The 25,961-nt window shown below is 67.7% G+C and carries 20 protein-coding genes; 4 read left to right on the top strand and 16 right to left on the bottom strand.

Going from position 1 to position 25,961, the window contains the following annotated elements:
- Positions 1-9: 9 nt before the first annotated feature.
- Positions 10-2,142, bottom strand: coding sequence for a TonB-dependent siderophore receptor (locus ACZ0BA_RS11950; protein ID WP_463451493.1), 2,133 nt, complete (start codon positions 2,140-2,142; stop codon positions 10-12).
- Between the two features lie 247 nt (positions 2,143-2,389).
- On the opposite strand from ACZ0BA_RS11950, the gene ACZ0BA_RS11945 reads away from it, so the two are divergent.
- The 3 genes from ACZ0BA_RS11945 to ACZ0BA_RS11935 all read left to right on the top strand — a co-directional run bounded on the left by ACZ0BA_RS11945 (position 2,390) and on the right by ACZ0BA_RS11935 (position 8,252).
- The gene (locus tag ACZ0BA_RS11945) at positions 2,390-3,559 is read left to right on the top strand and encodes a polysaccharide biosynthesis/export family protein (protein WP_463451492.1); all 1,170 of its coding nucleotides are present in this window, start codon (positions 2,390-2,392) and stop codon (positions 3,557-3,559) included.
- An 8-nt stretch (positions 3,560-3,567) separates the two neighbouring features.
- Positions 3,568-5,778, top strand: a complete 2,211-nt coding sequence (locus ACZ0BA_RS11940; protein WP_463451491.1) for a GNVR domain-containing protein — start codon at positions 3,568-3,570, stop codon at positions 5,776-5,778.
- 125 nt (positions 5,779-5,903) lie between these two features.
- A complete protein-coding gene (locus ACZ0BA_RS11935) occupies positions 5,904-8,252 on the top strand; it encodes a DUF1565 domain-containing protein (RefSeq protein ID WP_463451490.1) in 2,349 nt (782 codons plus the stop codon).
- 53 nt (positions 8,253-8,305) lie between these two features.
- Here the strand turns inward: ACZ0BA_RS11935 and ACZ0BA_RS11930 are convergent, their stop codons facing one another.
- The 14 genes from ACZ0BA_RS11930 to ACZ0BA_RS11865 form a co-directional block, all read right to left on the bottom strand.
- Positions 8,306-10,087, bottom strand: a complete 1,782-nt coding sequence (locus tag ACZ0BA_RS11930; RefSeq protein ID WP_463451489.1) for a sugar transferase — start codon at positions 10,085-10,087, stop codon at positions 8,306-8,308.
- The gene (locus tag ACZ0BA_RS11925) at positions 10,081-11,373 is read right to left on the bottom strand and encodes a DegT/DnrJ/EryC1/StrS family aminotransferase (protein ID WP_463451488.1); all 1,293 of its coding nucleotides are present in this window, start codon (positions 11,371-11,373) and stop codon (positions 10,081-10,083) included. Before ACZ0BA_RS11925 ends, ACZ0BA_RS11930 begins: the two co-directional genes overlap by 7 nt.
- A gap of 20 nt (positions 11,374-11,393) precedes the next feature.
- Positions 11,394-12,635 (bottom strand): glycosyltransferase family 4 protein, encoded by a 1,242-nt coding sequence (locus ACZ0BA_RS11920; RefSeq protein WP_463451487.1) that lies wholly within the window; start codon positions 12,633-12,635, stop codon positions 11,394-11,396.
- A gap of 60 nt (positions 12,636-12,695) precedes the next feature.
- Complete coding sequence (locus tag ACZ0BA_RS11915) at positions 12,696-13,484, bottom strand: hypothetical protein (protein WP_463451486.1); 789 nt, start codon at positions 13,482-13,484, stop codon at positions 12,696-12,698.
- Entirely contained in the window at positions 13,481-14,188 is a 708-nt protein-coding gene (locus ACZ0BA_RS11910) for a hypothetical protein (RefSeq protein WP_463451485.1), read from the bottom strand. Before ACZ0BA_RS11910 ends, ACZ0BA_RS11915 begins: the two co-directional genes overlap by 4 nt.
- Before the next feature lie 7 nt (positions 14,189-14,195).
- Entirely contained in the window at positions 14,196-14,906 is a 711-nt protein-coding gene (locus tag ACZ0BA_RS11905; RefSeq protein ID WP_463451484.1) for a hypothetical protein, read from the bottom strand.
- A 95-nt stretch (positions 14,907-15,001) separates the two neighbouring features.
- Entirely contained in the window at positions 15,002-16,315 is a 1,314-nt protein-coding gene (locus ACZ0BA_RS11900; protein ID WP_463451483.1) for a hypothetical protein, read from the bottom strand.
- The gene (locus ACZ0BA_RS11895) at positions 16,302-17,687 is read right to left on the bottom strand and encodes an oligosaccharide flippase family protein (RefSeq protein ID WP_463451482.1); all 1,386 of its coding nucleotides are present in this window, start codon (positions 17,685-17,687) and stop codon (positions 16,302-16,304) included. Before ACZ0BA_RS11895 ends, ACZ0BA_RS11900 begins: the two co-directional genes overlap by 14 nt.
- Before the next feature lie 9 nt (positions 17,688-17,696).
- The gene (locus tag ACZ0BA_RS11890; RefSeq protein ID WP_463451481.1) at positions 17,697-18,785 is read right to left on the bottom strand and encodes a DegT/DnrJ/EryC1/StrS family aminotransferase; all 1,089 of its coding nucleotides are present in this window, start codon (positions 18,783-18,785) and stop codon (positions 17,697-17,699) included.
- Positions 18,786-18,818: 33 nt separating this feature from the next.
- Entirely contained in the window at positions 18,819-19,403 is a 585-nt protein-coding gene (locus ACZ0BA_RS11885; RefSeq protein WP_463451480.1) for an acyltransferase, read from the bottom strand.
- A 57-nt stretch (positions 19,404-19,460) separates the two neighbouring features.
- Positions 19,461-20,522 carry a Gfo/Idh/MocA family protein gene (locus ACZ0BA_RS11880; protein WP_463451479.1) on the bottom strand — a complete coding sequence of 354 codons (1,062 nt, stop codon included), beginning with the start codon at positions 20,520-20,522 and terminating at the stop codon, positions 19,461-19,463.
- Between the two features lie 77 nt (positions 20,523-20,599).
- Complete coding sequence (locus ACZ0BA_RS11875) at positions 20,600-22,630, bottom strand: polysaccharide biosynthesis protein (RefSeq protein WP_463451478.1); 2,031 nt, start codon at positions 22,628-22,630, stop codon at positions 20,600-20,602.
- 222 nt (positions 22,631-22,852) lie between these two features.
- Positions 22,853-23,473 carry a helix-turn-helix transcriptional regulator gene (locus ACZ0BA_RS11870; protein WP_463451477.1) on the bottom strand — a complete coding sequence of 207 codons (621 nt, stop codon included), beginning with the start codon at positions 23,471-23,473 and terminating at the stop codon, positions 22,853-22,855.
- Positions 23,470-24,702: an MFS transporter gene (locus ACZ0BA_RS11865; RefSeq protein ID WP_463451476.1), complete on the bottom strand. Its 1,233-nt coding sequence runs from the start codon at positions 24,700-24,702 to the stop codon at positions 23,470-23,472. The genes ACZ0BA_RS11870 and ACZ0BA_RS11865 overlap by 4 nt, the downstream gene beginning before the upstream one ends.
- 140 nt (positions 24,703-24,842) lie before the next feature.
- On the opposite strand from ACZ0BA_RS11865, the gene ACZ0BA_RS11860 reads away from it, so the two are divergent.
- A complete protein-coding gene (locus ACZ0BA_RS11860) occupies positions 24,843-25,367 on the top strand; it encodes a hypothetical protein (protein WP_463451475.1) in 525 nt (174 codons plus the stop codon).
- Here the strand turns inward: ACZ0BA_RS11860 and ACZ0BA_RS11855 are convergent.
- Complete coding sequence (locus ACZ0BA_RS11855) at positions 25,315-25,956, bottom strand: Vat family streptogramin A O-acetyltransferase (RefSeq protein ID WP_463451474.1); 642 nt, start codon at positions 25,954-25,956, stop codon at positions 25,315-25,317. The two genes, ACZ0BA_RS11860 and ACZ0BA_RS11855, sit on opposite strands and share 53 nt — an antisense overlap.
- Positions 25,957-25,961: the final 5 nt, after the last annotated feature.

The raw sequence follows: 25,961 nt of genomic DNA, 5'->3' as shown, positions 1-25,961 counted from the left end.
GCTGACCAGTTACCAGGTCCACGTCAACGTGGCGCTGCCGTTGCGCGGCGCGCCGTACAGGCTTTGCGTCCAATACAGGCTGGTCAGGTATTTCTTGTCGGTCAGGTTGTTGAGGTTGACCGACAGGCTCAGATGCTTGTCGATGTCATAGCGCGCCATCAGGCCCAGCAACGCATAGCTGGCCTGCGTGGTCTTGATGCCGGCGCCCTGGTCGGTGTCGATGGCGCTCTGCCACGCCAGCGTGCCGCCGACCTTGAGCGCCGGCATCGCCGGCACCCGGTAGGTGGTGGTGAGCTTGACCGTGGTGCGCGGAATGTAGGTCTTGACGATCTGCCCCTCGTCGCCGTGGATCGACAGCCGCGTGACGCCGGCGCTGGCCTGCCAACCCTTGGCCAGCTCGCCGGCCAGGTCGAATTCGACGCCCTGCGATTCGGCGTTCAGGCCGCGATACCAGGTCTTGCCTCCCTCGAAGCCGGCCTGCTCGGCAGTGTTGTCCTGACTGGTCTTGAAGACCGCCCCCGAGATATTCAGCTTGCCGTTGTAGAACGCGCTTTTCAGGCCGGCCTCGGTGGTCTTGCCTTCGACCGGCGCCAGGGTGTTGCCGTTGGCGTCGGTTTCGCTTTGCGGATTGAAAATTTCCGTGTGGCTGGCGTAGGCCGACAGGTGGCGGTTGATGTCGTAGACCAGGCCCACGTAAGGCGTGCTCTTGCTGGCCGAGCGCACTTTGCTGGTGCCGTAGGAGACGCCGCTGCTCTTGGCGCGCGTGCTGTTGATGCCGGTCAGCAGCTTCCACTCGTCGGCCAGGTTGAAGCGGGCGGCGGCGTAGACGGTGTTGCGGCGGTCTTCGTAGCTGCTGCCGTCGACCGAGGCGTCGAACAGCGGCAGCGGCAGGCTGCCGTCGAAGGCGCTGTTGCCGGGCAGCGGGTCGCCGATGCCGCGTCCGTAGAGCGATTGGTCGCGCAAGGTCGATCTGGACCAGCTGTAGCCGAAGCTCAGGTCGTGCTGGCGGCCGCCGAGGCCGAACTTGCCGTCGACCGACACGTCCAGCAAGGTTTGGCGCTGGTGGGCGCCGTAGCGCGACGGATAGGCGAACAGGCCGTCGCCGGTGATCTTGTCGGGCGTGCCGTAGACGTATTCCAGCGCCGAATCGGAGCGGTAGGTGATGTGGTTGAGCGTCGATTGCACGCGCCAGCCGCCGCCCAGATCGTGGCCCAGTTCGGCGAAGCTGCTGTTGGTGACGGTGTCCCAGCGCGACCAGTCGGCCGAGGTGCTGGCCGAGACCGGGTAATCGGTCGGGCTGCCGTCGGTGTAGAACAGCGGCAGGGCGCCCCACATCACACCCTTGCCGCGATTGGTTTCGTAGGTGTGGCCGACGGTCAGCAAGGTATTGGCGGCCAGGCGGGCGTCGATGACGGCGTAGCCGACCGTCTTGCGCGGCGCGTAGCGGTCGAGGTAGGAGTCGCTTTCCTGGCGGATCACGACGGCGCGGCCGGTCACGCTGCCGCTGTCGTTGAGCTTGGTGCTGACGTCGCCCTCGACGCGGCGCTGGTTCCATGAGCCCAGGGTGACGCTGGCGCTGGCTGTCGTTTCGGCGGTGGGACGCTTGCGGATGAAGTTGACGGTGGCCGACGGGTTGCCGGTCGAACTCATCAGGCCGTTGGCGCCGCGCACGATGTCGATGCGCTCGTACAGGCCGGTGTCGAGGTTGCCCGCGATGTTGCCGAACACCAGCGGCGTGCCGACGCCGTCGTATTGAAAGTTGATGATGTCGAAGCCGCGCGCGGTGTAATAGGTACGGCTGGTTTCCACGCGCTCGACGGTGACGCCGGTGGTCGTGGCCAGCACGTCGTTGATGTTGTTGAGCTTGAAATCGTCCATCAGCGCGCGGGTCACCACCGACACCGATTGCGGCGTCTCGCGCAGCGACAGGTCGAGTTTGCCGGCCGAGCGGGTGCGGGCGGTCGTGTAGCCGTCTTCCCCGGCGGCGCCGGTCACCGTGACCACCGCCATCGTCGGTTCGGCGGCGGTGGTGCTGGACTCCGCAGCGACGACCGGATCGTCCGCCGGGGCGGCCACGGCGGTGGCGGAATGGACCAACGACAGCGCCAGCAGCAGCGGACGCAGGGGAAGGTGACGGGGCATGCGGGACTCCTTGAGTGAGATGGTGTCACTGGCTGGGGAATGGCATTGCCTGGCTTCGGGACGATGGACGGCGACATGAGCGCGCGCTGGCGATCAAATCTTAATAAGAATCATTCACGATTATAATCGATTGATGACACATATGCAAAGGTGCCCCGGTTAATTTGCTGCTCAGGCGCGCGTTTGATGTGCCACAAGGCTGGCTTGCTGGACGCGATCTACTCTGGTTGAGCTTTTGGAGGCCGCCATGCACACCGTCACGCAATCCGTTACCGCTACCGCTACCACTACCACTACCGCTACCACCACGATTAACCGGGCCGGCCCCGCGCCGCTGGCCGCCATCGCGCTCGCCATCGCCGTCGCCCTGGTGCTGGCGCTGCTGGGCGGCTGCTCCACCAGCATGCACAGCGCGCCGGCGCCGGAGGACGCCGAGGTCATTTCCATCACCGAGCAATGGCTGGACGCCGAGCGGCGCGACAGCGCGCCGGCGGCCCGCCAGGACCTGGGCAGCCTGGCGCTCACCGAGCCGGGCGTCTATACATATATCCTCGGCGTTGGCGACGTGCTGGCGATCACCTTGTGGGACCATCCGGAACTGACCGGCGCGGTCGCGCGCGACCAGGGCGTCGACGGCGCCGGGCTGGGGCCGCCGGCGGCCAGCTTCGTCATCGATCAGCAGGGCAAGCTGCAATTTCCGTTCGCCGGTTCGATGGACTTCGCCGGGCTGACGCGCGAGCAGGCCGCCGCCTTGCTGACCAAGCGCCTGGCGCGCTATTTCCGCGAACCGCGCGTTACGCTCAGCGTGCAGGCTTTCCGCAGCCAGCGGATCTACATCGACGGCGAAGTGCGCACGCCGGGCCTGCAAATGGTCAACGATATTCCGATGACCCTGCTCGAAGCGATCAACCGCGCCGGCGGCGTGCTGCCCAACGCCGACCAGAGCCGCGTCACCGTCGAGCGCGCGGGACGGCGCCACCAGGTCGACCTGATCCGCGCGTTGCGCGACGGCCGCCACGCCGCCGCCGTGATGCTGGTCAACGGCGACATCGTGCGGGTGCCGCCGCGCGACGAGAGCAAGGTGTTCGTCGCCGGCGAGGTGTTGCAACCGCGCTCGCTAACCATGCACGACGGCCGGCTGACCCTGAACGAGGCGCTCGGCGAGGTCGGCGGCATCAATCCACAAAGCGGCGACGCCGGCCAGGTGTACGTGGTGCGCCAGACGGCGCAGGGGCCGCGCGTGTACTGGCTCGACGCCCGGCCGTCGCGGGCGCTGGCGCTGGCCGAGCGGTTCGAGCTACGCGCCAAGGACGTCGTGTACGTGGCCGCCTCGCCGCTGGCCAACTGGCACCGCGCCATCAGCCAGCTGTTCCCGGGCGAGCTGTCGTCCGTCGTCGGCGCCACCACCAGACCATAGGCCCTGCCATGAACGAAGCTTACGACAACCCGCCGCAACTGCGCGCGCTGCGCGGCATTGCCGCGCCAACCCAGCTCATCGAGCGGGTCGATCCGCTGCCGGACCCGGACCCGGCCGCGCTGGCCTGGCGCGCGTACTTCCAGACCCTGCTGGCCCGGCGCTGGCTGATCGTCGGTGTCGCCGCGTTGTGCACGCTCGCGGCGCTGGCCTACGCGCTGGCCGCGCGCCCGGTGTACGAGGCCAACATGTTGCTGCATGTGGAGGAGGACAGCCCGAACGCGTCGAAGAACATCCTCAACGATGTGTCGTCGCTGTTTGAAACCAAAAAGGCGGCAATCGCCGAGATGGAACTGCTGCACTCGCGTCTGGTGGTGGCGCGCGCGGTCGACACTCTGCGCCTGTACATCGACGCCCGGCCGCGCTATTTCCCGCTGGGCGGCGAGTGGATCGCGGCCCGGCGCGGCAGCCAGTTGTCCGAGCCCGGCCTGTTCGGCAGCGGCGGCTATGTGTGGGGCGGCGAGAAAATCGAGGTCGCCAGCTTCGATGTGCCGGACGCCATGTACAACCAGGAATTCCTCATCACCGCGCTAGCCGGCGGGCGCTACCGGCTCAGCGACAGCAAGGGGTGGCCGCTGCTGCAGGGCGAGACCGGGCTACCGGCCCACGCCGCCGTGGCCGACGGCGCCATCGACCTGGTGGTGACGCGGCTGCGCGGCAACCCCGGGGCGCGCTTCACCTTGCGCCGCAGCTCGCGGCTGGCCGCGCTCGAGCAGGTGCAGCGCGCGCTGCAGATCGCCGAGCAGGGCAAGCAGTCGGGGGTGATCGAAGTCAAGCTGCACGGACCGGCGCCGCAACAGGTGTACGCCACGCTGGCCGAGATCGGCAGCGAATACATGCGGCAAAACCTGGGGCGGCGCACCGAGGAGGCGCAAAAAACGCTGGCCTTCCTCGACCGCCAGTTGCCGGTGCTGCGCCACCAGCTCGAAAGCGCCGAGGCCAGCTATAACGGCTACCGCAGCAGCCACGCCACCGTCAACCTGGAGCAGGAGGTGCGCATCGCGCTCGACACGCTGGCGGCGGCGCAGGCGCGGCGCGGCACGCTGACGCAAAAGCGCGCCGAGTTGCTGGGGCGCTACACCGACGAGCATCCGCTGCTGCAGGCGCTGAACCAACAGAGCCGCGAGACCGTGCGCGAGATCGGCGCGCTCGAGGCGCGCATCAAGCAACTGCCGCTGGTCGAGCAGGAACAGGCGCGGCTGGCGCGCGACGTCAAGGTCAGCACCGACCTGTACACCGAGCTGCTGAACACGGCGCAGCAGTTGCGCCTGGTGGCGGTGGGGCGGGTCGGCAACGTTCGCATGATCGACATGCCGGTGGCGCCGGAGCGCCCGATCAAGCCGAACCGCTCGCTGATCGTGGCGCTGGGCATGGCCACCGGCGTGTTCCTGGGCGCTTTGCTGGCCTTTGCCAGCAAGGCTGTCGGCGGCGGCATCGACGACCCGGAGCGGATCGAGGCGATGCTGGGGGCCCGCACGGTGCATGCGACCATTCCCCACAGCCGCAGCCAGGACCGCCTGCGGCGGCAGGCGCGCAAGCGGGCTCCGCTGTTGTTGGCGCAGGCGGCGCCCGACGACGCGGCGGCCGAGAGCCTGCGGGCCTTTCGCGCCGCGCTGCAGTTCATGTTGCCGCACAGCCGCAACAACGTGGTGAGCTGCCTGGGGCCGACGCGAAAGGTGGGCGCTTCGTTCGTGTCGGTCAACCTGGCCTTGCTGATGGCCTCGGGCGGCAAGCGCACCTTGCTGATCGACGCCGACCTGCGCGATGGCCGCCTGCACGAGTATTTCGGCATCGAGCGCTCGGGCGGGCTGGCCGAATGCCTGGCCGGCGCGCTGCAACCGCACACGGCGGTGCGCCACGGCGTGGCCGATCATCTTGATTTCATTCCTTGCGGCAGCGTTCTGCCGCAGCAGACGGACCTGATGCAACACCGCCATCTGTCCAGCCTGCTCGAGTCGCTGTGCGCGCGCTACGACGTGGTGCTGATGACGGCGCCACCGGTGATGGAGGCGGCCGACGCGCTGGTGGTCGGCGCCCACGCCGGCGCCGTGTTCCTGGTCACCCGCGCTGGCGTGACCACCGAAAGCCAGCTCAACGGTGCCGTCAAACGGCTGCACCAGGCCGGCATCGCGCCGCACGGCGTGGTATTCAACGACGCCTGAAGGAGGTGGCGGACCTTTTCTCGTTGCAAGAAAGTCTTTCCAGAATTTTTTTCTAAAAGCATTGAACTATAGAATTTGATTTAGATCAAACCTTCCTCATTCACTTCATGAACGAGGAAAGCTTGATGAACCATTCTGTCAATTACCTGTCCCAAGCGAGCACCACGACCATCGGGCTGGGCGCCTGTGCGATGCTACTGGCCGCTTGCGGCGGCGGCACCGGCGGCGATGAGGGACGGCAAGCCGCCACGGCCGCGCAAGCGCCCGTGCTGGCCGCCAGCGTCACGTACAACGGCGCGGCAGCCGCCACCGAGCTCTATGTTTCAACCACAGGTTCAGACAGCAACGCCGGCACCCAAGGGGCGCCATTTTTGACCATCGCCAGGGCAGCGCAAGCGGCCACGCCCGGCACCACCGTGCACGTGGCTCCCGGCACCTACGCCGGTGGCTTCGTCACCAATACCAGCGGCACGGCCACCGCACGCATCAAGTATGTGGCGGACCGCAAGTGGAGCGCGAAGATCGTGCCGCCGGCCACGTCCGCCACGTCGGTGGCGTGGGACAACCGCGGCGACTACGTCGACATCTTCGGCTTCGACGTCGACGGCAGCGCGCCGCGCGCCGGCACTGTCTGGACCACCGGCATCTATACCGGCGGCTCGTTCAGCGGCGTGTACGGCAACCGTGTCCACCACATCGGACGCAGTGCCTGCGCCTCGGGCGGCGGCATCGGCGCCGACAGCTATTTTAACGGCAGCGCGCATGACGTCAGCGGCAATATGGTGCACGACATCGGCGCCAGCGGCTGCCGCACGATGTATGGTGTCTACGTCAACAGCGTGGGCACGGATGTCAAGAACAATATCATCTACGGCATCTCGGACGCGGCGGTGCGTTTGTGGCACGACGCTTCCGGCGTCGATGTCGTCAACAACACCATCTTCGCCGCCTACACCGGTGTGGTGGTGGGCAGCGGCGACTACTACCACGCAACGGCTGCGGGGGACAATTCGCGCGTGACGAACAACATCGTGTACGACACCGCCTATGGCGTGGTCGAACAGGGCAACATCGGCTCACACAACACCTATGCGAACAACCTGATGTTCCAGCAGTCATCCCAAGGCTATCTGCTCCTCAAGGGCGTGGCGGTGGCGACCATCGCGGCCGCGCCGCAGTTCGTCAACTACGTGCGCACCGGTGGCGGCGACTACCATTTGCGCGGGACTTCGCCAGCGATCGACAAGGGTCTGGCCGTCGATGCGCCACCGCGCGACTTCGAGGGCAGGGACCGTCCGTCCGGCGGCGCCGACGATGTGGGCGCCTACGAGTACGCCGGCGCCACGCCGACGCCAACGCCTTCACCAACGCCGACACCAGCGCCGACGCCAACGCCGTCGCCGACACCAACGCCAACGCCGGCACCAGCCCCGACGCCGGCCACCGCCAACCATCTGTACGTGTCGACCAGCGGCTCGGACAGCAATTCCGGCGCGCAGGGCTCGCCGCTGAAGACGATCGCGCGCGCCGCCGCGCTGGCGGCGCCAAACACCACCGTGCACGTCTCGGCGGGCAACTACGCGGGCGGTTTCAGGACCGACGCCAACGGCACCGCAAGCGGACGCATCTACTACGTCTCCACCACCAAATGGGGCGCGAAGATCGTTCCGGCGGCAAACTCGGGCAGCAACGTGGCCTGGGACAACCGTGGCAATTACGTCGAGATCAACGGCTTCGAGGTCGATGGCAGCGCATACCAGAGCGGCACCAAGTGGCGTAGCGGCATCTACAACGGCGGCTCCTACGATGTCATCCGTAACAACCGCGTGCACCATATCGCCCAGAATATCGCGTGCGACAGCACCGGCGGTTCGGCCATCGGCGTGGACTCCTATTACAACGGCGTCAAGGCCGATATCGTGAACAACTTCGTCTACGACATCGGTCCAGCCGGTTGCAGCCACGTGCACGGCATCTACGTGAGCACCTCGGGCAGCGTGGTCGGCAACGTCGTCCACCGCGTCTCGCAAGGAGCGATCCACCTGTGGCACGATGCCACCGACGTCATCATCGCCAACAACACCGTGGCCAACTCGGGCATCGGCATCATCGTCGGCGGCGGCGACTTCTACCACAGCAGCGCGGGCGCTGACAACACCCATGTGGTCAATAACATTGTCTACGACAACCGCTACGGCATCTCTGAACAAGGCGCAACCGGTACCCACAACACCTACCGCAACAATTTGGTGTACCAGAACACGAACTACAACTTCAGTTTGCGTAACGGCCTGGTAGCCAGTGGCACGGTCAGCGCCGATCCGCAGTTTGCCTCGTACACCCGTACCGGCACACCGGACCTGCACCTGCGCAACACTTCGCCTGCCAAGGGCGCCGGCACCAGCACCTACGCGCCGGCGTACGACATCGACGGCACGGCGATGCAGCCGGTGAGTATCGGCGCTTACAAGTAAGCGCTTGTCATGGCGGCCGCTGGATTGCCAGACAACTGGCCGCCAGCCGGCCGCTAGCCGGCTTCGCTCGCCGCCGGCGCCCGCAGTTTACTACCCGCCTTGCCCGGCAGGAATTGCTTGATGAAGCGGCGCAGCCTGGCCGTCTGCGCCTCGAACGGCAGATGGATCAGGTAGGAGAGCGAAACGACGATGGCCAGCATGGCGGCAAACACCGCCATGCTGGCCGGATCGTCGGTCGACAGTAACTCGCCGCCGCGATAGGCCCACAGCATGCGCAGCAGTGGCACATGCAGCACGTAGAGCGTGAATGAAAATTCGGCCAGAAAGGCGCCGGCCGCCACCAGCGGCCGCATCGCGCCCGGGTCGCGGCGTCCCGCGCCGCACAGACACCATAGCAATACCCCGCTATACAGCAGATCCGGCGCCAGCGATTGGCCGTCGACGTCGCCGTCCTGCCCCTGCAGCCGCAGCACCATCGCCAGCGCGCCGAACAGCAGCCAGCCGGCGTAGCGCTGGACCGGCCCGATATCGAGCCGCACGCGCGAGGCCGCCGCCCCCATCAACCACACCAGCAAGTACAGCACGATGCCGGCACTGAGGCACAAAGCCAGCGCCACCGCCGCGACGGCGGCGGCCAGGCGCCCCCGCGCGTTGCCGGGCCGCACAGCGAGCACCAGCAGCGGAAACAGCGCGTAGTACCACGTCTCGTAGGCCAGGCTCCACAACGGGAAGTTGTCGCCAAAGACGGGCACGGCCATCGTTTGCACGCCGGCCAGATTGCCCAGCAAGGTGGTCAGCGACCAGGGGCTGAGATCGGCCAGCCTGGGTTGCCTGGCGTCCAGCTCGCCGGTGGCCAGGCCGAGCAGCAGCATCAGCAGGAAGGCCGGCAGCAACACGATCCACAGCCGCGTGAGGCGGTCGATCGCATAGTCGCGGATCGCATACGGCTTGCCGGCGCGGTCGAGCAGGCTGCCGCCGACCAGCCAGCCGCTCAGCACGAAGAACACCACCACCGCCTGGTGCGCGAAGCCGGACAGGAACGACAGTCCCATATACCATAGCGACGGCTCCTGCAGGGTGCTCAGGCCGGGAAAGACCTGGGCCCGCAGATGGGCGGCGGCCACCTGCAACGCGGCCAGGCCGCGCAGCAGCGAGATCAGCGGCGACTGCCAGTCGTGCGGCCCGAGCCGGCCTTCCCTGAGCCAGCGCAGCCGTGGCCACAGGCAGGGCGCGTCGGGCCGCCCCGACAGCAGCGCGCCGACCGTGTGCAGCAGGATGCGCAGGTCGGTGAGCAGGCTGCGCTGGCGCACATAGCGCACGTAATATTCCAGTTTGACCGGCAGCACCTGCTGCAGGTAGGTCCGTTCCGGGTCCGCCGCCCGGCGCAGGATCTCGCCCTCGTCGCGGAAATGGATCGCGGCCCAATCCGTGATGCCGGGCGGCACCGACAGCACGATGTCGCGCACCGCCGGCGGATAGTGCTCGACATAGCGCGGCACTTCGGGACGCGGGCCGACCAGGCTCATTTCCCCGCGCAGCACGTTGAGCAGTTGCGGCAGCTCGTCGAGCTTGTGCCGGCGCAGCAGCCGCCCGGCGCCGGTCGCGCGGGCGTCGTCGGCCAGCGACAGCAGGCCCGCTTCCTCGGCCGACGTGTGCATCGTGCGGAATTTGAGGATGCGAAACGGCACGCCGTTGCGGCCGACCCGGCGCTGGCGATACAGCACCGGCCCGGCCGAGTCGATCCTGATCCACGCGGCCAACCCCAGCATCAGCGGCGCCAGCAGCAACAGGCCGGCCAGCGCGGCGACGATGTCGAACAGGCGTTTGATTAACATAGCAGCTCCGTCAGCGTGGCGATGACGCGGGCCTGGTCGGCGTCGCTCATGCGGGTGTACAGCGGCAGGGTCAGCAGCGCTTGATAGCTGGCCTCGGCGGTTGGGAAGCGCTCCGGCCGCAGTTGGTAGCGCTCGCGCCAGTAGGGCTGGCGGTGCAGCGGGATGTAGTGCACGCTGGTGCCGATGCCGCGCTCGGCAAGCAGCTCGATGAGCCGGTCGCGCGCCAGCGGCGCGTCCGCCGTCAAGCGCACCGGATACAGGTGCCAGGCGTGCTGGCCGGCGGCGTCCGCGTCCGGCGGCAGACGCAGCGGCAAGCCGCGCAGGCGCTCGGCGTAGCACGCCGCCAGCGCCTGCCGGCGCGCCAGGAACCGCCCGATCTTGCGCAGCTGCTGGCAGCCGATGGCCGCCGCGATGTCGGTCATATTGTATTTGTAGCCGGGCGCGACGACCTGGTAGAACCACGCCGGGCGGCGCGACGTGTAGCGCTCGAACGCGTCCTCGCTGATGCCGTGCAGGCGCATCACGCGCACCCGCTGCAGCAGCGCCGGGTCGCGGCACACCACCATGCCGCCTTCGCCGGTGGTGATGGTTTTATTGGCGTAGAAGCTGAACACGGTGGCGTCGCTGTCGAGCGTGCCGACGGCGCGGCCCTTGTAGAGCGTGGGAAAGGCGTGCGCGGCGTCCTCGACCACGCGCAGGCCGTGGCGCCGCGCCAGTGCGAGGATGGCGTCCATGTCGCAGGCCAGGCCGGCGTAGTGGACCGGCACGATGGCGCGGGTGCGCGGCGTGATGGCGGCGGCGATGGCGTCCGGGCAGATGCACAGGGTGCTGTCGTCGACATCGACCAGCACCGGCTCGGCGCCCAGGTAGCGCACCACTTCGGCGGTGGCGGTGAAGGTCATGGTCGGCACGATCACCTCGTCGCCGGGGCCGATGCCCAGCGCCTCGAGCGCCAGGTGCAGGCCGGCGGTGGCCGAGTTGACGGCGACGCCGGTGACGCCGTCGCCGAGGAAGCCGGCGAAAGCCTTCTCGAAACGGCGGCTGACGGCGCCGGTGGTGATCCAGCCCGAGCGCAGGCACTCGAGCACGGCGGCGGCCTCCTCGTCACCCAGGTCGGGCAGGGCGAACGGCAGAAATTCGGTGGACGGCGCAGATACCGGCGCGGACGCCGGCCCGGCGACCAGCGCCGGTGCGAGCGCGGTAACCGGCGCGGCCGGCGCCGGCACAGGCACCGGCGCGGGCAGCGGACGGGACGCCGCTTCCAGCGGCAGGCGTGATGAGGGCATGATCTCTCCTTGGTGGGGTGTCAGTGCGGCGGCGCGGCGCAGGCGACCAGAAAACGGTCCGCCAGCAGCGCGTAGTTGAGGTTGGCCCGGGCGTAGCCGGCGCCGCGACGGCCCAGTTCGTGGCGCCGCGCCGCCGGCATGGCGGCCACGCGCGCGATGGCGGCGGCCAGCGCGGCCGGATCGTCCGGCGCCAGGCTCAGGCCGCAGCCGGCCTCGGCCACGGGATCGTTGGCCGCTTCGACCGCGTGCAGGATCGGTCGGGCCGCCATCATGTAGTCGCCCAGCTTGTTGGGGGAGATGCCGTAGCGGTACAGCGGCTGGCGCCGCCAGCCCAGGTAGGCGATGTCGAAGCAGCGCAGCAGCGCCGGCATGTGGCGCTTGGGCAGCGGGTCGAGGAAGTGGACGTCGCGCAGGCCGGCGCCGATGGCCTTGCGCTGCAGTCCTTGCTTGTCGGGTCCGGCGCCGGCCAGCACGAAGGCCAGCGGCCGCCCTTGCAGCAGCGCGGCGGCATCGATCAGGGTGTCGAGCGCGTTGGCCGAGCCGTGGCTGCCGGCGTAGCCGATGACCGTGCGGCCCTGGCGGCGCAGGTCGGCCAGCAAGGCCGCCACCGGCGCCGGCAGCGGCAGCGGCGGCAGGTCCCACTCGTCGAGGTCGACGCCGTTCGGTACGACATGCAGCTTGTGCGGCGCCATGCCGCGCGCGGCCATGTGGGCGCCGGCCTTGGGCAGGATCGAGATGACGGTGTCGGCGTGGCGGTAGGCGTAGTCCTCGGCCGCCTGCATCAGCACGATGAACGGATGCCAGGCCGGCATGCCGCCCAGCTCCATCGGCGACAGCGGCCACAGGTCGTGCACCTCGAAGGCCAGGCGCGCGCCGGCCAGCGCGGCGATGTGACGCGCCGGCCAGATGTCGGCCGGGTAGGTGCTCGAAGCGATCACCAGATCTGGCTGGAAGTGCTGCGCCAGGCGCGGCGCGCCGCGGTACAGCGCGCAGACGAAGGCGGCCATGTTGGCCGCGCGTCCCAGGCCGTTGCCGCGATAGGTTGGCGTCGCGTGCCAGCGGTAGTCGATGCCGTCGATGGTTTCTTCCAGCACCGGGCGCCCGTTCAACTCGGGCGACTGGGCCCGCAGGTGCGAGCTGGACGAGGCGACGATGCGCACCCGGTGGCCGGCGCGCACCCATTCGCGCGCCAGGTAGTACGGCCGGTACTCCATGCCGTGCCGCACCGAGCCGGCGTAGTGGTTAATCAGCAGTATGTTCATGGTTGCCCTCGTTGTTGCCAGCTTGCTTCATTCAGTGCTTCGGCCGCGTGCGGCCGGTCCTCACCACAGCCAGTCCTCGACCAGGCGCCGCAGGTTATGGCCGCTGCTGGCGGCCCAGTTGGTGCGCCATTGGGCCGGATGGGTCAGCAGGCAGATGCGGCGGTAGGCGCCGAGCGCCTTCTGCGGCGGCATCGGGTGGAAATATTGCGGATGCGGGCGGTCGCTGATGTAGACGTCAAAGCTCGACAGCAGTTCGTGGTCGTAGCTTTCGCAGGCGATGCCGCAGCGCGCCCGCAGCGCGGCGTCGTCCAGCAGTTCGTGGTTGATCATGCCCAGGCGCCGATTGGCGAAGTCGCCGTGGCTGGCGACCGTGTGCAGTTTGCTGCCCAGCTGCTGCTCGATGCGGCGGAAGTTGCGTTCGAAGTCGGCGCGGATGTCGTCCATGCGGGCGCGCACCTGGGCCGGGTCTTTCAGGTGGGCCCGCTTGGCGTAAGTGGCGATCTCTTCGTAGTGATAGCTGGCCTCGCTGCCATAGCGTTCGATGTCGCGCATCAGGCCGAAGTCGAGCGTCGACAGGCGGAAATAGTAGCTGGCGCGCACGCCGTGTTTTTGTTCCAGCGCGAACATGCGGCGCGCGGTCGGCAGGTCGGTGTCGATGTCGTGGCGGTGCACCAGCACCCGGCCGCCGCCGGCGCGCCCGCCCCGCAACGACGCCAGCCAGGAACGCACCGACGTCTGCCGGTAGCCCTCGAGGCGCGCGCGTTGCAACAGGGCCTCGTAATGGCGCAGGCGCGACGGCATCAGATAGTCGCTGTAGAGGCGGTTGAGGACGGTGCGCATGGTGGTCATCGCAGGCTGTAGCGGACGCGGTAAGGCGTGAAGCCGAGCATGGTCTTGAACTGCCGCAGCCCGGGTTGCGCGCCGAAAAAGGTGTCGTACATCAAGAACTCCGGGCCGTGGCCGTCGCGCAGCTCCAGCAGCAGCAGGCTGACAATGTCGGTCACCAGCAGGTGCATGACGCCGTCGTTGTTGCGGTAGCCGAGCAACTGCGAGAACGCGGCGAAGTTGCCGTAGCGTCCGATGTTGCAGTAGGCCATCAGCTTGCCCTGCTTATTGAACACCCCGAAGTAGCGGTAGTGGCTCTGCGTTTCGTAGTGGGACTTTTTTTCCTGGTAGCTGGCGTCCATCGGCCTGCCTTGCCGGCTGGCCATGCTGGTGTTGATCTCGTGGATGGCGTCGATATGGTCGTTGCGGTCGATCTGCGCCAGCGCGTAGCCGCGCCGGCGCGCCTTGGTGACATAGGTGGCCGCGCCGCTTTGCCCGGTGATGCTGTCGAGGTAGTCGACCGGGCCGTCCAGGCGGCGCAGGTCGATCAGCGCCACGCCCAGCTGCTTATAGCCGATCACCTTGTATTTCGGGTGGGGACTGGTGAAACGGCGGTGCGTTTCGCGCACATCCTCGGGGTTGAAACTGGTGTCGAAGCACAGCTTGGCGACCGGTAGCCTGACCACGTCGAGCACCAGCTTGCATTGATTGGCGAGCTTGTTGATCATGGAATCCTCAGCAAATGGAGTAACGAATACGGTAGGGCTGGAAGCCGAGCTTTTTCTTAAAGTTGCGCAAGCCCGGCAGCGCGCCCAGATAGGTGTCGTACATAAGGTAATTGAGGCGGCCGTCGTCGATCAGGCGGCAGGCGATGTCGGCCAGCAGCAGGTACATGACGCCGTCGTTGTTTTTGTAGCCGAGCAGGCGGTCGGTGGCGGCGAAGTCGCCATACACGCCGACATCGCCGTAGGCGACCAGCCGGCCATCCTTGTCGAGCACGCCGTAGTGGCGCAGGCCGTCGACCGGGTCGTAGCGCGCGGTCCTGGCGGCGTAGGCCGGGTCCATCGGCCGGCCCTGGCGCTCGTCGGCGGAGGTGTTGATGTCGTGGATGGCGTCGATGTAATCGTTGCGGTCGATCTCGACGACGGTGTAGCCGCGTTCGCGGGCGCGCCGGCTGTGGTAGCCGGCGTAGTCGCGCCGCCGCAACGCGCGCAGATAGGCCTCGCCGCTGTCGTAGGCACGCAGGTCGATCAGCGCAATGCCGAGCGATTTGTTGCGCACCAGCCGGTAGCGCGGATGCGGCATGGTAAACATGCGGTGGGTATGCCGCACCAGTTGCGGGTTGAGGGCGGTGTGGAAGCGCAGCCGTGCCCGCGGCAGCCGGGCGATCTCGACGGCCAGGCGCAGCGCGCCCCGCAGGCGCTCGATGTGTTCAGCGATGTTCATGCGCCTGGACCGGTTGGCTTGCTGGGCGCGATCGGTTGCGGCCGGGGTCGGGGCGCCGACAGGCGCGCGCAGGGACCACCATCGGGCGGACGATCTCAGGCATCACGGCCTCCGGAGCGGTAGCGGGCGTAAGCGCCAAGCGCGGCGCCGATCATCATGTCGCTGAAATAGTGCGACATGCACAGCAACAGCAAGGTGACCCCAAGCAGCGACCATGCCAGCACGAAGCGACGGTCGCGGCTGGCACGCCCGCCCAGCAGGTAGCCGTGCACGGCCATCTGCGCCAGCGGGTAGCCCAGCAACGCCAGCAGCCCGAGGAAGCCGAACAGGCCCAGGTCGACCCAGGCCGACAGGATGTTGTGTGCGTAGTTGCCCGGCTGGTAGCTGGCGTAGTCGCCAAATATAGGGTGCAGGTCGATGGTGCGCAGCGCCTGTTCGATCAAATGATGGCGCGCGCTGACCGACGACGAATGCGACAGGTCGAGCAGTTCCAGCGTGCGGTTGCTGGGCACGGCTGCCAGGATGGTGTCGAGGTTGAACTTGAGCAGCAGGAACAGCAGCACGAAGGCCGCCACCATGAGCATGCGGTGACGCGAGGCGTGCAGTTCGATCAGCGGGATCAGGAACAGCAGCGCGCCGAACTCGCTGCGGGCGGTGTTGATGTACAAGGTCGGCAGACCGAGCGCGTACAGCGCCCAGCGCCAGCCCCGGTGGCCGGTGCAGGCCAGCATGACGATCAGCGGGATCAGGTAGGAGCGCGAGAAACCCTGGTAGGTGGCCACGCTGTCGGGGTCGCGGGCGGCGCCCAGCACGGCCAGGTAGAACGCACCGTCGACCGAGTAGCTGAACACCACGGCCGACATCGCGGCCAGGCTGGCCAGGTGTGTCAGGCGGAAGCGCCGGCTCTGGAAGTCCAGCGTCTTGAAGATGATGAACAGGCTGAGCATATACACCATTCCCAGCAGGTGGTATCCGACGATGGTGGCATTGGCGCTAGCCGCGTTGCAGGCGAGTACCGCCGCGAAATAGGCCAGGAAACCGAAAAAGGCGGCGTCGACGCCGTGCAGCCGGAACGCGCGCACGTGCAGGCGGCGCAGGTAGGACAGCAGCAGCATCGGAAACATCAGCAGCGCGACGATGGCGAAATAGCCGCCCAGGAATGCGCGGATCATGCCCAGCCCCAGCAGGGTCTGGTAGGCGAAGAAACCGGGGAAGAGCAGGAAGAAGGCCAGCTCCGCATAAGCGGGGCCGAGCAGCCCGGCGGGCGCGGCTGCTGCGCGCGGGGTAGCGCCCCGTGGCGGCGTGAGCGGTGTTGGCGTGAGGCGTGTCGGCACCGGCGGCGTCAGCGGCGATGCGGACCCGGGCGCCGCGCCTGCCGGCTGTGCGCACGGATGGTCAACGGGCAGCATGCAGTCCTCCGGGCGGGTTGAGGTTGACGCTGTAGCGGTAGGACATGCGCAGATACAGCAGGTAGAGCAGCGAGTAGCCGATGGTATAGGCCAGCACGTTTTGCTTGAGCGTGAGCGGCGCGGCAAACACGGTGACGGTCATCAGGAACAGGGCGATCTGCCACACCAGTTCGATTTTCTGGCGGCCGGCGACAAAGAACACATAGCTCAGCGGACTGGCCAGGAAGTTGAGGAAGTACAGCGGCGCCAGGATCTGGGCCAGTTCGCCGGCGCCGCGCCAAGCCTCGCCGAAGGCGAAGGCGACCAGCGCGGGAGAGGCCAACAGCAGGATCAGCGACGGTACAAAGCCCAGCAGCAGCAGCACGCGCAGCGCGTGCAGATAGGCCGGACGGCAATTGCCGGTGTCCTGGAACTGGCGCACCGATTCGCGCTTGAACACCTCGTGCACCGACGCCGCCAGCAGCGAGATCGGCGCGGCCAGCACGCGTTGCGTCAGCGCGAACAGGCCGGCTGCCATGGCGCCGTGGCGCGCGCCGATGATCAGCAACGGCAGCTGGCCGACGCCGGTGTTGAGCAGGTTGGCCGGCAGCGTGAAGTTCCACAGCGCGCGGTGCGTGAGCAGGAAGGCGCGCTGGGTTCGGGAGGGAAACAGCGCCGAGACGCCGTGGCGCGACAGGCGGCATGCCACGGCCAGCGCCTTGTCGCGCAGGCCGGCGCGCCAGGTCCGCCATTGCCTCCAGTGCAGCCAGTGAGCCGGTGCGCGCGGGGAACCCATTCCCCCGCCGCGCGGTCCCAGCGGCGGCTTGAGCAGGATGCGCGCGGCCACCAGCCCCATCGCCAGGCCGATCAGGTGGCCGCCCATCAGCGCGCCGGAGCCGACGCCGAGCGCGAGGATGCCCAGTTGCGCCAGCGCGACGCCGCCCGCCGCGACGATCCTGGCCTTGGCGGCCGGGCCGAAGGCGTTGTGCGAGGCGGCGTAGGCGAGCGTGGTTTGCATGGTTGCCGTCAGCCAGGCGGCCATGCCGAGCGTCAGCGCGCCCAGCCACGACATACCGGTCAGGCAGCACATCTTGATCAGGATGGCGGCCGCCGTCAGCAGCAGCGCCAGCCACGTCGCCGACCAGGCCACGACGCTGAAGCACAGATGCTGGCGCTGGCGCCGCTGGTCGAAGATCATCGCGTTTTCCATGCGCAAGGTGGCAACCACCGCCGCGATGGCGACCACGCCGAACCAGACGCTGAAAGCTCCCATCTGCGCCGGTGTGCACAGGCGCGTGATCAGCGGCGCGGCCAGGATGGGCAGCGCCTGCGCGGCCACCGAGCCGCTCATCACCGTGAGCAGGTGTTTCCAGAATGTGGGCAGGGCGGGCATGGCGCGGTCCTAGCGTCCGGCGGCGGAGAGCACCACGTCCGCCACTTTTTCGGCGTCGGCGCTGGCCAGGTAGGGACCCATCGGCAGACTCAGCACCTGCTCGGCCAGCAGCTCGGCCACCGGGCAGGCGGCGTCGTCGAAGCGCGCGTACGCCGGTTGCAGGTGGATCGGCAACGGATAGTGGACGGCGCTGGGGATGCCGGCCCGTTCAAGCGCGCTGCGCACCGCCGCGCGGCGCTGCAGCATCACCGTGTACTGGGCGTAGGCGCTGTCGCGGTCGGACGCCGGCGCAACCGTCTCGATGCGTCCGGCGAACAGGCGGTCATAGATGGCGGCCACGCGCCGGCGCCGCTCGAGCTCCTGCTCGAACACGCCCAGCTTGGCCAGCACGATGGCGCACTGCAAAGTGTCCATGCGGCCGCCGACGCCGATGCGGGTGTGGCGGTAGCGTTGCGATTGGCCGTGGACGCGGATTTCGCGCATCGCCCGCGCCAGCGTGTCGTCGCTGGTGAAGATGGCGCCGCCGTCGCCGTAGCAGCCCAGCGGCTTGCTGGGAAAGAAACTGGTGCAGCCGATGGCCGACAGGTTGCAGCTGCGCAGGCCGCGATAGCTGGCGCCGAAACTTTGCGCCGCGTCCTCGATCACGGCCAGGCCGTGTTCGCGGGCGATGTCGTTGATGGTGTCCATGTCGGCCGGCTGGCCGTACAACGACACCGGCATGATGGCCCGCGTGCGCGGACCGATGCGGGCGGCCACCAGCGCCGGATCGAGGTTGCCGCTGGCGCGCTCGACATCGACGAACACCGGCCGCGCGCCCAGCAGCACGATGGCCTCGGCAGTGGCGATGAAGGAGAACGGTGTGGTGATGACTTCGTCGCCGGGCGCGATGCCCAGCGCCATGAGCGAGATCACCAGCGCCTCCGTGCCCGACGCAACCGTGATGCAGTGGCGCGCGCCGCTGAAGGCGGCCAGTTTGTGCTCCAGTTGCGCCACCTCCGGCCCCATGATGTACTGGCCGTGGTCGAGCACGCGCTGGATGCCGTCGTTGATGTCTTCGCGCAGCAGATGATATTGGGTTTTCAGATCGATGAATTCCATGGGGTGCTCCGTGACCAGTCTGTTGGTGGGGTTTCAAGCGGCCGGTATCAGCGCGCAGACGCCGTCCCGTACCACGTAGAGCTCGCCGCTGTGCGGGCAGGCGGCGCTGCCGTCGCCGCGCAGCGGCAGCGCCAGCCGCGCGCCGTGGCGGCCGATCCAGCCGATCTGGCGCGCCGGTACGCCGGCCATCAGCGCGAAGTCGCGCACGTCGCGGTTGACCACGGCGCCGGCGGCAATGAAAGCGTGCGCACCGATCGTCACGCCGCACACCACGGTGGCGTTGGCGCCGATGGTGGCGCCGCGGCGCACCACGGTGGGCCGGTATTCGTTCTTGCGGGCGACCGCCGAGCGCGGGTTGTAGACGTTGGTGAACACCATGCTGGGGCCGCAGAAGACGTCGTCCTCGATGGTGACGGCGTCGTACACGGACACGTTGTTCTGGATCTTGACGTTGTCGCCGATGACCACGTCGTTGCCGACGTAGACGTTCTGGCCCAGCGAGCAGCCGGCGCCGACGCGGGCGCCGCCGCACACGTGGCTGAAGTGCCAGACGTAAGTGCCGGCGCCGATGGCGGCGCCGTCGTCGACAATGGCGCTGGGGTGTACCGTCAAATCCATGTCGTTCTCCCTGGAGGGTTCATATCAGTAATCGATCAGTAATCGATCAGTAATCGATCAATAATCGAGCGGCAGCGCCACGCGGCGGCCGTCGCGCGCCGAGCGGTAGGCGGCGATCAGTACTTCGAGCGACTTCAAGCCTTCGCGGCCGTCGGTCTCGGGCTCGGCCTCGCCGCGCAGCACCTTGATCACGTTGTCGTAGTACAGCGGGTGGCCGAAGCCGTAAACCGACGTGGTGGCGTAGCTGGCTTCGCGCACGCGCGCGTCGTCCTCGTCCGGCTCGGCGAAGTCCCACTGCTGCACCTCGTTGACGGCCACGCCGCCGATGCGCACCGTGCCTTTCTCGCCGAGGATGGTGATGCTGCCTTCGAGGTTGTGCGGATAGGCCAGCATCGTCACGTTCATCGAGCCGAGCGCGCCGTTGCGCCAGCGCAGGCTGATCACGCCGGTGTCCTCGACTTCGATGTCGCGCGCCAAGGTGGCGGTGTAGGCTTGCAGGCTCTCGACCGGGCCGACGATCCAGTCGATCAGGTCGACGTAGTGGCTGGCCTGGTTCATGAACGCGCCGCCGTCGTATTCCCAGGTGCCGCGCCAGCCGGCGCTGTTGTAATAGCTTTGCGGCCGGGTCCAGAACACGTTCAGGTTGACCATATAGATGCGGCCGAAGCGTTTCTTGTCGACCGCGCGCTTGAGCAGTTGCAAGGTGGCGTTGCGGCGGTTTTGCTTGACCACGAACATGCGCACGCCGGCCGTGTCGCAGGCGCACACCATGCGCTTGGCGTCCTCCCAGCGGGTGGCCATCGGCTTTTCGGTGATCACGTGGCGCCCGGCGGCGGCGATCTGCACGGCCTGCTCTGGATGCAGGCCGGACGGTGTGGTGATGATGACGGCGTCGACCTCGCTCCTGGCCAGCATCTGGTCGAGCCGGGAGTACGGCGTGGCGCCGGTGTGCGATGCGGCGCGGGTCAGCGCGGCCGCATCGACGTCGCAGACGGCCACCAGCTGGCAGCGGTCGGCGTGCTGGGCCAGCGCGGCGAAATGGTTTTGCGCGATGCGGCCGCAGCCGACCAGCGCGAAGCGCATTTTGCGGCCGACGACTGCGGGGGTGAACTGACGCATGATGGAGTGCTCCTTGCAATGGATGAAGGGGGAGGGCGTGGCCGCGCCCCGGCACAGGTCCGGCGCGGCGCGCGTCGTCAGGAAGCCTGGGCTTGCACCGGCGCCGCCGGCGCCATGCTCAGCTGCGCGATGGCACGCAGCGCCGCCTCGCCGTCGCCGGTCCGGGCTCCGGTTTGCGGCGTGAACTCGTTCATGATGGTTTTGAGCATGGCCTCGATCAGCCAGCGGTCGTTGGTTTCGCAGGTAATCAGCAGCAACTCGATGTACTGGTCCAGCACCGTCGGCGGCAGCGCCTGCTCCTTCATGCGCAGGATGCGTGGATGCCGGCTCGGCTCGGCGCCGTCGGCGGTCAGCAGTTCCTCCTGCAGTTTTTCGCCGGGGAACAGGCCAACGTAGCTGATCTCGATGTCGCCTTGCGGATATTGGGCCGTCTTCTCGGTCAGGCCGGCCAGCGCGATCATGCTGCGCGCCAGGTCGACGATGCGGATCGGCCGTCCCATGTCGAGCACGAACACCTCGCCGCCCTCGGCCATCGCGCCGGCCTGGATCACCAGTTGCGCCGCCTCGGGGATCAGCATGAAGTAGCGTTCCATGGCGGCGTCGGTGATGGTCAGCGGGCCGCCCTGCTGCAACTGGCGGCGGAACAGCGGCACCACCGATCCGGACGAGCCCAGCACGTTGCCGAAGCGGACCATGCTGAACGTGGTGCGGCGCTCGCCGCCGGTGTGCCAGGCGGAGGCCTGCGCGGCGGCCTGGAACACCAGCTCGGACAGGCGCTTGCTGGCGCCCATGATGGTGCTGGGGCGCACCGCCTTGTCGCTCGACACCAGCACGCAGGTCTCGACCAGGTACTTGGCGGCGATGTTGGCGACGGCGCGTGCGCCGACGACGTTGTTGCGCAAGCCTTCGACCAGGTTGGTCTCGACCATCGTCACGTGCTTGTAGGCGGCGGCGTGGTAGATGGTGTCGATGCTGTCCTCCTGCATCACGCGCTCGAGCAGCTGTTCGTTGCATACCGAGCCCAGATGGGCGCGCACCGACAGCTGCGGCCAGGTCGCCTGCAGCTCTTGGCGGATGGTGTACAGCGCGTATTCGGAATGGTCGAGCAGGTGCAGGCGGCGTGGCCCGAGGCCGGCGACCTGGCGGCACAGTTCGCTGCCGATGGAGCCGCCGGCGCCCGTCACCAGCACGCTTTTGCCGCGCACGCAGCGGCTGAACAGCGCGCTGTCGGGCTGCACCGGCGCCCGGCCCAGCAACTGTTCCAGCGGAATGTCGGGGAAGGGCGTCGATGCCGGACGCGGCAGCGACAGCGGCTGCCGGCGCAGCGCGTGGTCGGCCAGGTCGAGCAGGCCGTGCAGGAACTTGACGCTGACGCCGGAGGTGCGCAGCATGCGCAGCACGGCGCCGAGCCGCTCGCCGGAGGTGGCCGGCAGCGCCACGACGATCAGCCGAATCGACGAGGCGGCGACGATCTCGCCCAACCGTTCTGGCGGGAACACGCGCAGGCCGCCGATGGTACGCTGTTCGCCACCACACTTCTCGTCGATGAAACATACCGGGTAGTAGCGGTTGTCGCCGCGCATCGCCCGCGCCAGCCGCGCGCCCGTCTCGCCGGCGCCGTAGATGGCCACCAGTTCGCGCGCCTGCGTCGGCGCGCCGCTGTGGTGTTGCAGGAAGGCGCGCACCGCCGTGCGCGAGGCTACCAGGTAAGACATCGCGATCAGCCAGTAGTTCAACAGCGCGCCCGGTGGCAGTGGCTGGTCGTCGCGGTCCAGCGTCAACGCGGACACCGCCAGCACTGCGCAGCCGAGGGCGATGGCGGCGATGATCAGCATGCGCTGGTCCAGATAGCGCACCACCGCCGAATACAGGTCGCTCATGGACAGCGCGGCGATCGACATCGCCGTCAGCAACAGCATGAGCGCCGGCGGCGCACCGCGATAGGCGCCGGCGCCGGCGCCGACCAGCAACGCCAGTTGCAGGCACAGCGGCAATGCGCAGCAGTCGGCGCCGAACATCAATAGGCTCTTGCCGGCGCGGCTGATGGCGATCAATTTCGCGCTGACGACGCGGGCAAGCGGGGCGGGGCTGTAAGTGAAATAGAGCATGGTGCGCAATACCTTCAACGAAGCAATTATTGTGATTGCCAACGCAATGGTGCGTGGCATGCACTGATTGTCTTCTGACCAGCGTATTGCGGCTTGACTGCGATCAAACGGCCGAGTGTCGTGCGGCGGTCGCGCCTGAGTTCTGAGTTTCCTGTTCCACTTTGTTTTCTATTGAAAATGATTTTAGCCTTATTCCATAAGGCTTTCTTTGTGGCGTACCGCCTAGACCGGCTTGATCACATACACGCAGCGGCGCGCGCCGTTGAGCATATGCTCGACGCGGCCGACCGAGCAACCGGGACCGAGCACGCGCTGGAACAGGTCCAGCTCGGAGCGGCAGAATTGCTGGCACTGGCGCGCGGCCGCGCAGATCGGACAGTGGTTCTCCACCAGCAGCAAACTGCCGTCGTCGCGGGTTTCGACTTCGGCCATATAGCCTTCGCTGCTGCGCGCCTGCACCAGCGCGGCCACACGCTCGGGCAGCGCGCTGGCGTTGCGCAGATGCGCGCGGTACTGCTGCTCGCTGACGGCCTCGCGCGCCGCGATCAGCTTGTCGAGGCCCGCATCGCCGAACAGGCCGCGCACCTGGTCGATCAGCTGCACCGTCAGATCGGCGTGACGATCGGGAAAACGCGCGTGGCCGGCTTCGGTCAACAGCCAGCGCCGCGATGGACGGCCGCGCTTGTCGGCGACCTCCTCATACGTCAGCATGCCTTTTTCCTGCCATGCCTCGAGCTGGCGGCGCGCGCCCATCGACGTCAGGTCCAGCAGCGCCGCCAGTTGCTGCGCGGTTTGCGGGCCGCGCGTCTTGATCAGGAACAGCGTCTGTTCTGCGGTGTTCATGGCAGCGCTCCCTTGAGGCGATCGGCGTCGCCGTCCCTGGTGCGCATGCTGGCGTGCCACCAGCCCATGCGCCACGCCGACCACGTCGTCAGCGCCGCGCCCAATAGCAGAATCAGGCGCGTGTCGATCAAGGTCAGCACCGCGCCGACCAGTGCCATCAGGATGTTCGCCAGGCAGAACGTGGTCGAGATCAGTCCCATCACGGCGCCCTGGCCGTGGGCGCCGAAGCGTTCCGCGCACCAGGTCGGCACGATGCCGTTGTAGAACGAGTGCGGGATGCCAAACAGGACGATGGCGGCGATGCCGAGCTTGGCGTTGCTGGCGGCCAGCAGGGCGATCAGGCCGGCCGTGACGAAGGCGAAGCGGCGCGCGCGCAGCAGCGGCTCGCCCTGGAACGGGCGGCCGGCAAAGATGGTGGTGGCGGTCATGACGGCGCACAGGCCGGCCGTGGTCCAGGCGATGCCTTGCGAGTCGTAGCCGGGCACTTCCACCAGCCACAGCGGATAGAACTCGTAGAACGCGGTCACGCCGCTGGTGTAGGCCAGCGTGACGATGAACAGGTTGCGCAGGTCCGGCTCGCGCAGCAGGTTCAGTGCGTGACGGTGGCGCGCCACCTGCCACCACGAGGTGGTGGCGTCCGACGGCGCCTCGGCCGGCAGCGCGATGGCCACCAGCACGGCCGTCATCAGCAGCAGCGCGACGGCGATCCAGAACGGCACCGTGATGCCGAACACCAGCGTGAAACCGGCCAGCAGCGGCCCGGCCAGCCAGCCCATGTAAAAGGCGCCGTTGAGCCACGACAGCGCCTTGCGGCGCAGGTCGCCGTCGAGGCGGTCGGCCAGCATGGCGCGCGCGACCGAGCCGTTGCCTTCGAGCAGACCGGTGAAGAAGCGCGCGACGATGAACAGCGGATAGGACTCGAACAGCAGCGCCAGGGCGGTGATGGCGTGGCCGAGCGCTGCGCCGTACAGCGTGACCAGCAGCACCGGTCGGCGGCCGTAACGGTCCGACATCGGGCCGAGCAGGGCCGAGCCGATCAGCAGGCCGAGCGGGTTGATCATCAGCGCCAGGCCGAACAGCAGCTTGGGCGGCAAACCGAGGAAACTGTTTAGATCGTTTGTAACGCCGGCGGCGAACAGCGGCGGCAGGATCGGGTAGGGCAGCGCGGCGCCGATGGTGGAGAGCAGGGCCAGCAGGCAGGCGGCGCTAATCAGTAGCGGTGTTTTCATGGGGCTCGGGTCTGTTTGCAGTAGCGATACTGTAAGCGGTCCCGGCGATTAAGTAAACGAAAAGGTTTATTAATTGATCGGTTGGGAGGCAGCGGGGAGGGCATGTATGATGGCGCTTATCGTAACCAGACCGACGCAAAATGAGAAAGTGGTATCAGGACCGCCGTGGCGGCTATTTTTTTCTGCTGCTCGGTATCGGCTTGTTGGCTGTGTATGGCGCGCTGGAGTGGCGCTTTCCCGCCCGTGACCGGCTTGAAGCGTTGACCGGACGCGTGACCTGGAGCTACGCCAGCATGGGCGCGCTGTACTACACGGTCGCCGGCGATGCGCGCCAGTTCGTGTTGCTGGAAAAAGGCGACCCCGATGGCCGCATGGCCAACGCCGTGCGCGACGCCACCATGCTGTATCCGGTCACCGTCCGGTTCGATCCGGAACTGACCACGCGTCCAGGCTTTCTGCCGGGCTTTTTCTACATCACGTTCGGCGTCGCCGTCGGCGGCAAGGACGTCGTCGCCTTCGACGACGTGCGCGCGGCACATCGCCGCGACAACCTGATTGCGTTGGCGCTGGGCCTGGTGTTCACCGCGTTGGGCGTGCGCCGCCTGTACCTGCTCAGGGCCGGGGCCGCACCCGCGCCAGCGCAGCCACGTCGGCGCCGGCGATGAGCGCCAGGTGCTCGGTGATGTGCGCGATCGGCCAGTCCCACCAGGCGATGGCTTGCAACGCCGCCGCCACGTCGGCCGGGAAACGCTCCTTGATCACCCTGGCCGGATTGCCGCCGACGACCGTGTAAGGCGGCACGTCGGCCACCACCGTCGCCCGCGACGAGACGATGGCGCCGTCGCCGATGGTCACGCCCGGCATGATCAGCACGTCGTAGCCGATCCAGACGTCGTTGCCGATCACCGTGTCGCCCTTGTACGGCAGTTCGCCCTCGGCCGGCATCACCTTTTCCCAGCCGTTGCCGAAGATCTGGAAAGGGTAGGTCGAGATGCCCGACAGCTTGTGGTTGGCGCCGTTCATGATGAACTTGACGCCGCGTGCGAGCGCGCAGAATTTGCCGATGACCAGCTTGTCCCCGATGAAGGGGAAGTGGTACATCACGTTGCGCTCGAAATTGCCGGTGTCCTCGGGATCGTCGTAGTACGTGTAGTCGCCGACCACGATGTTGGGATTGGTGACGATGTTCTTCAGATAGCAGACCTGCGGAAAGCCGGCCATCGGCGCCGGGTTGTCGGGTGACGGACCGTGCATGCGTA

This window comes from Duganella sp. AC917, from assembly GCF_979258245.1.
The sequence above is the reverse complement of the archived record's forward strand: the minus strand, read 5'-3'. Positions and strand labels throughout refer to the sequence as shown.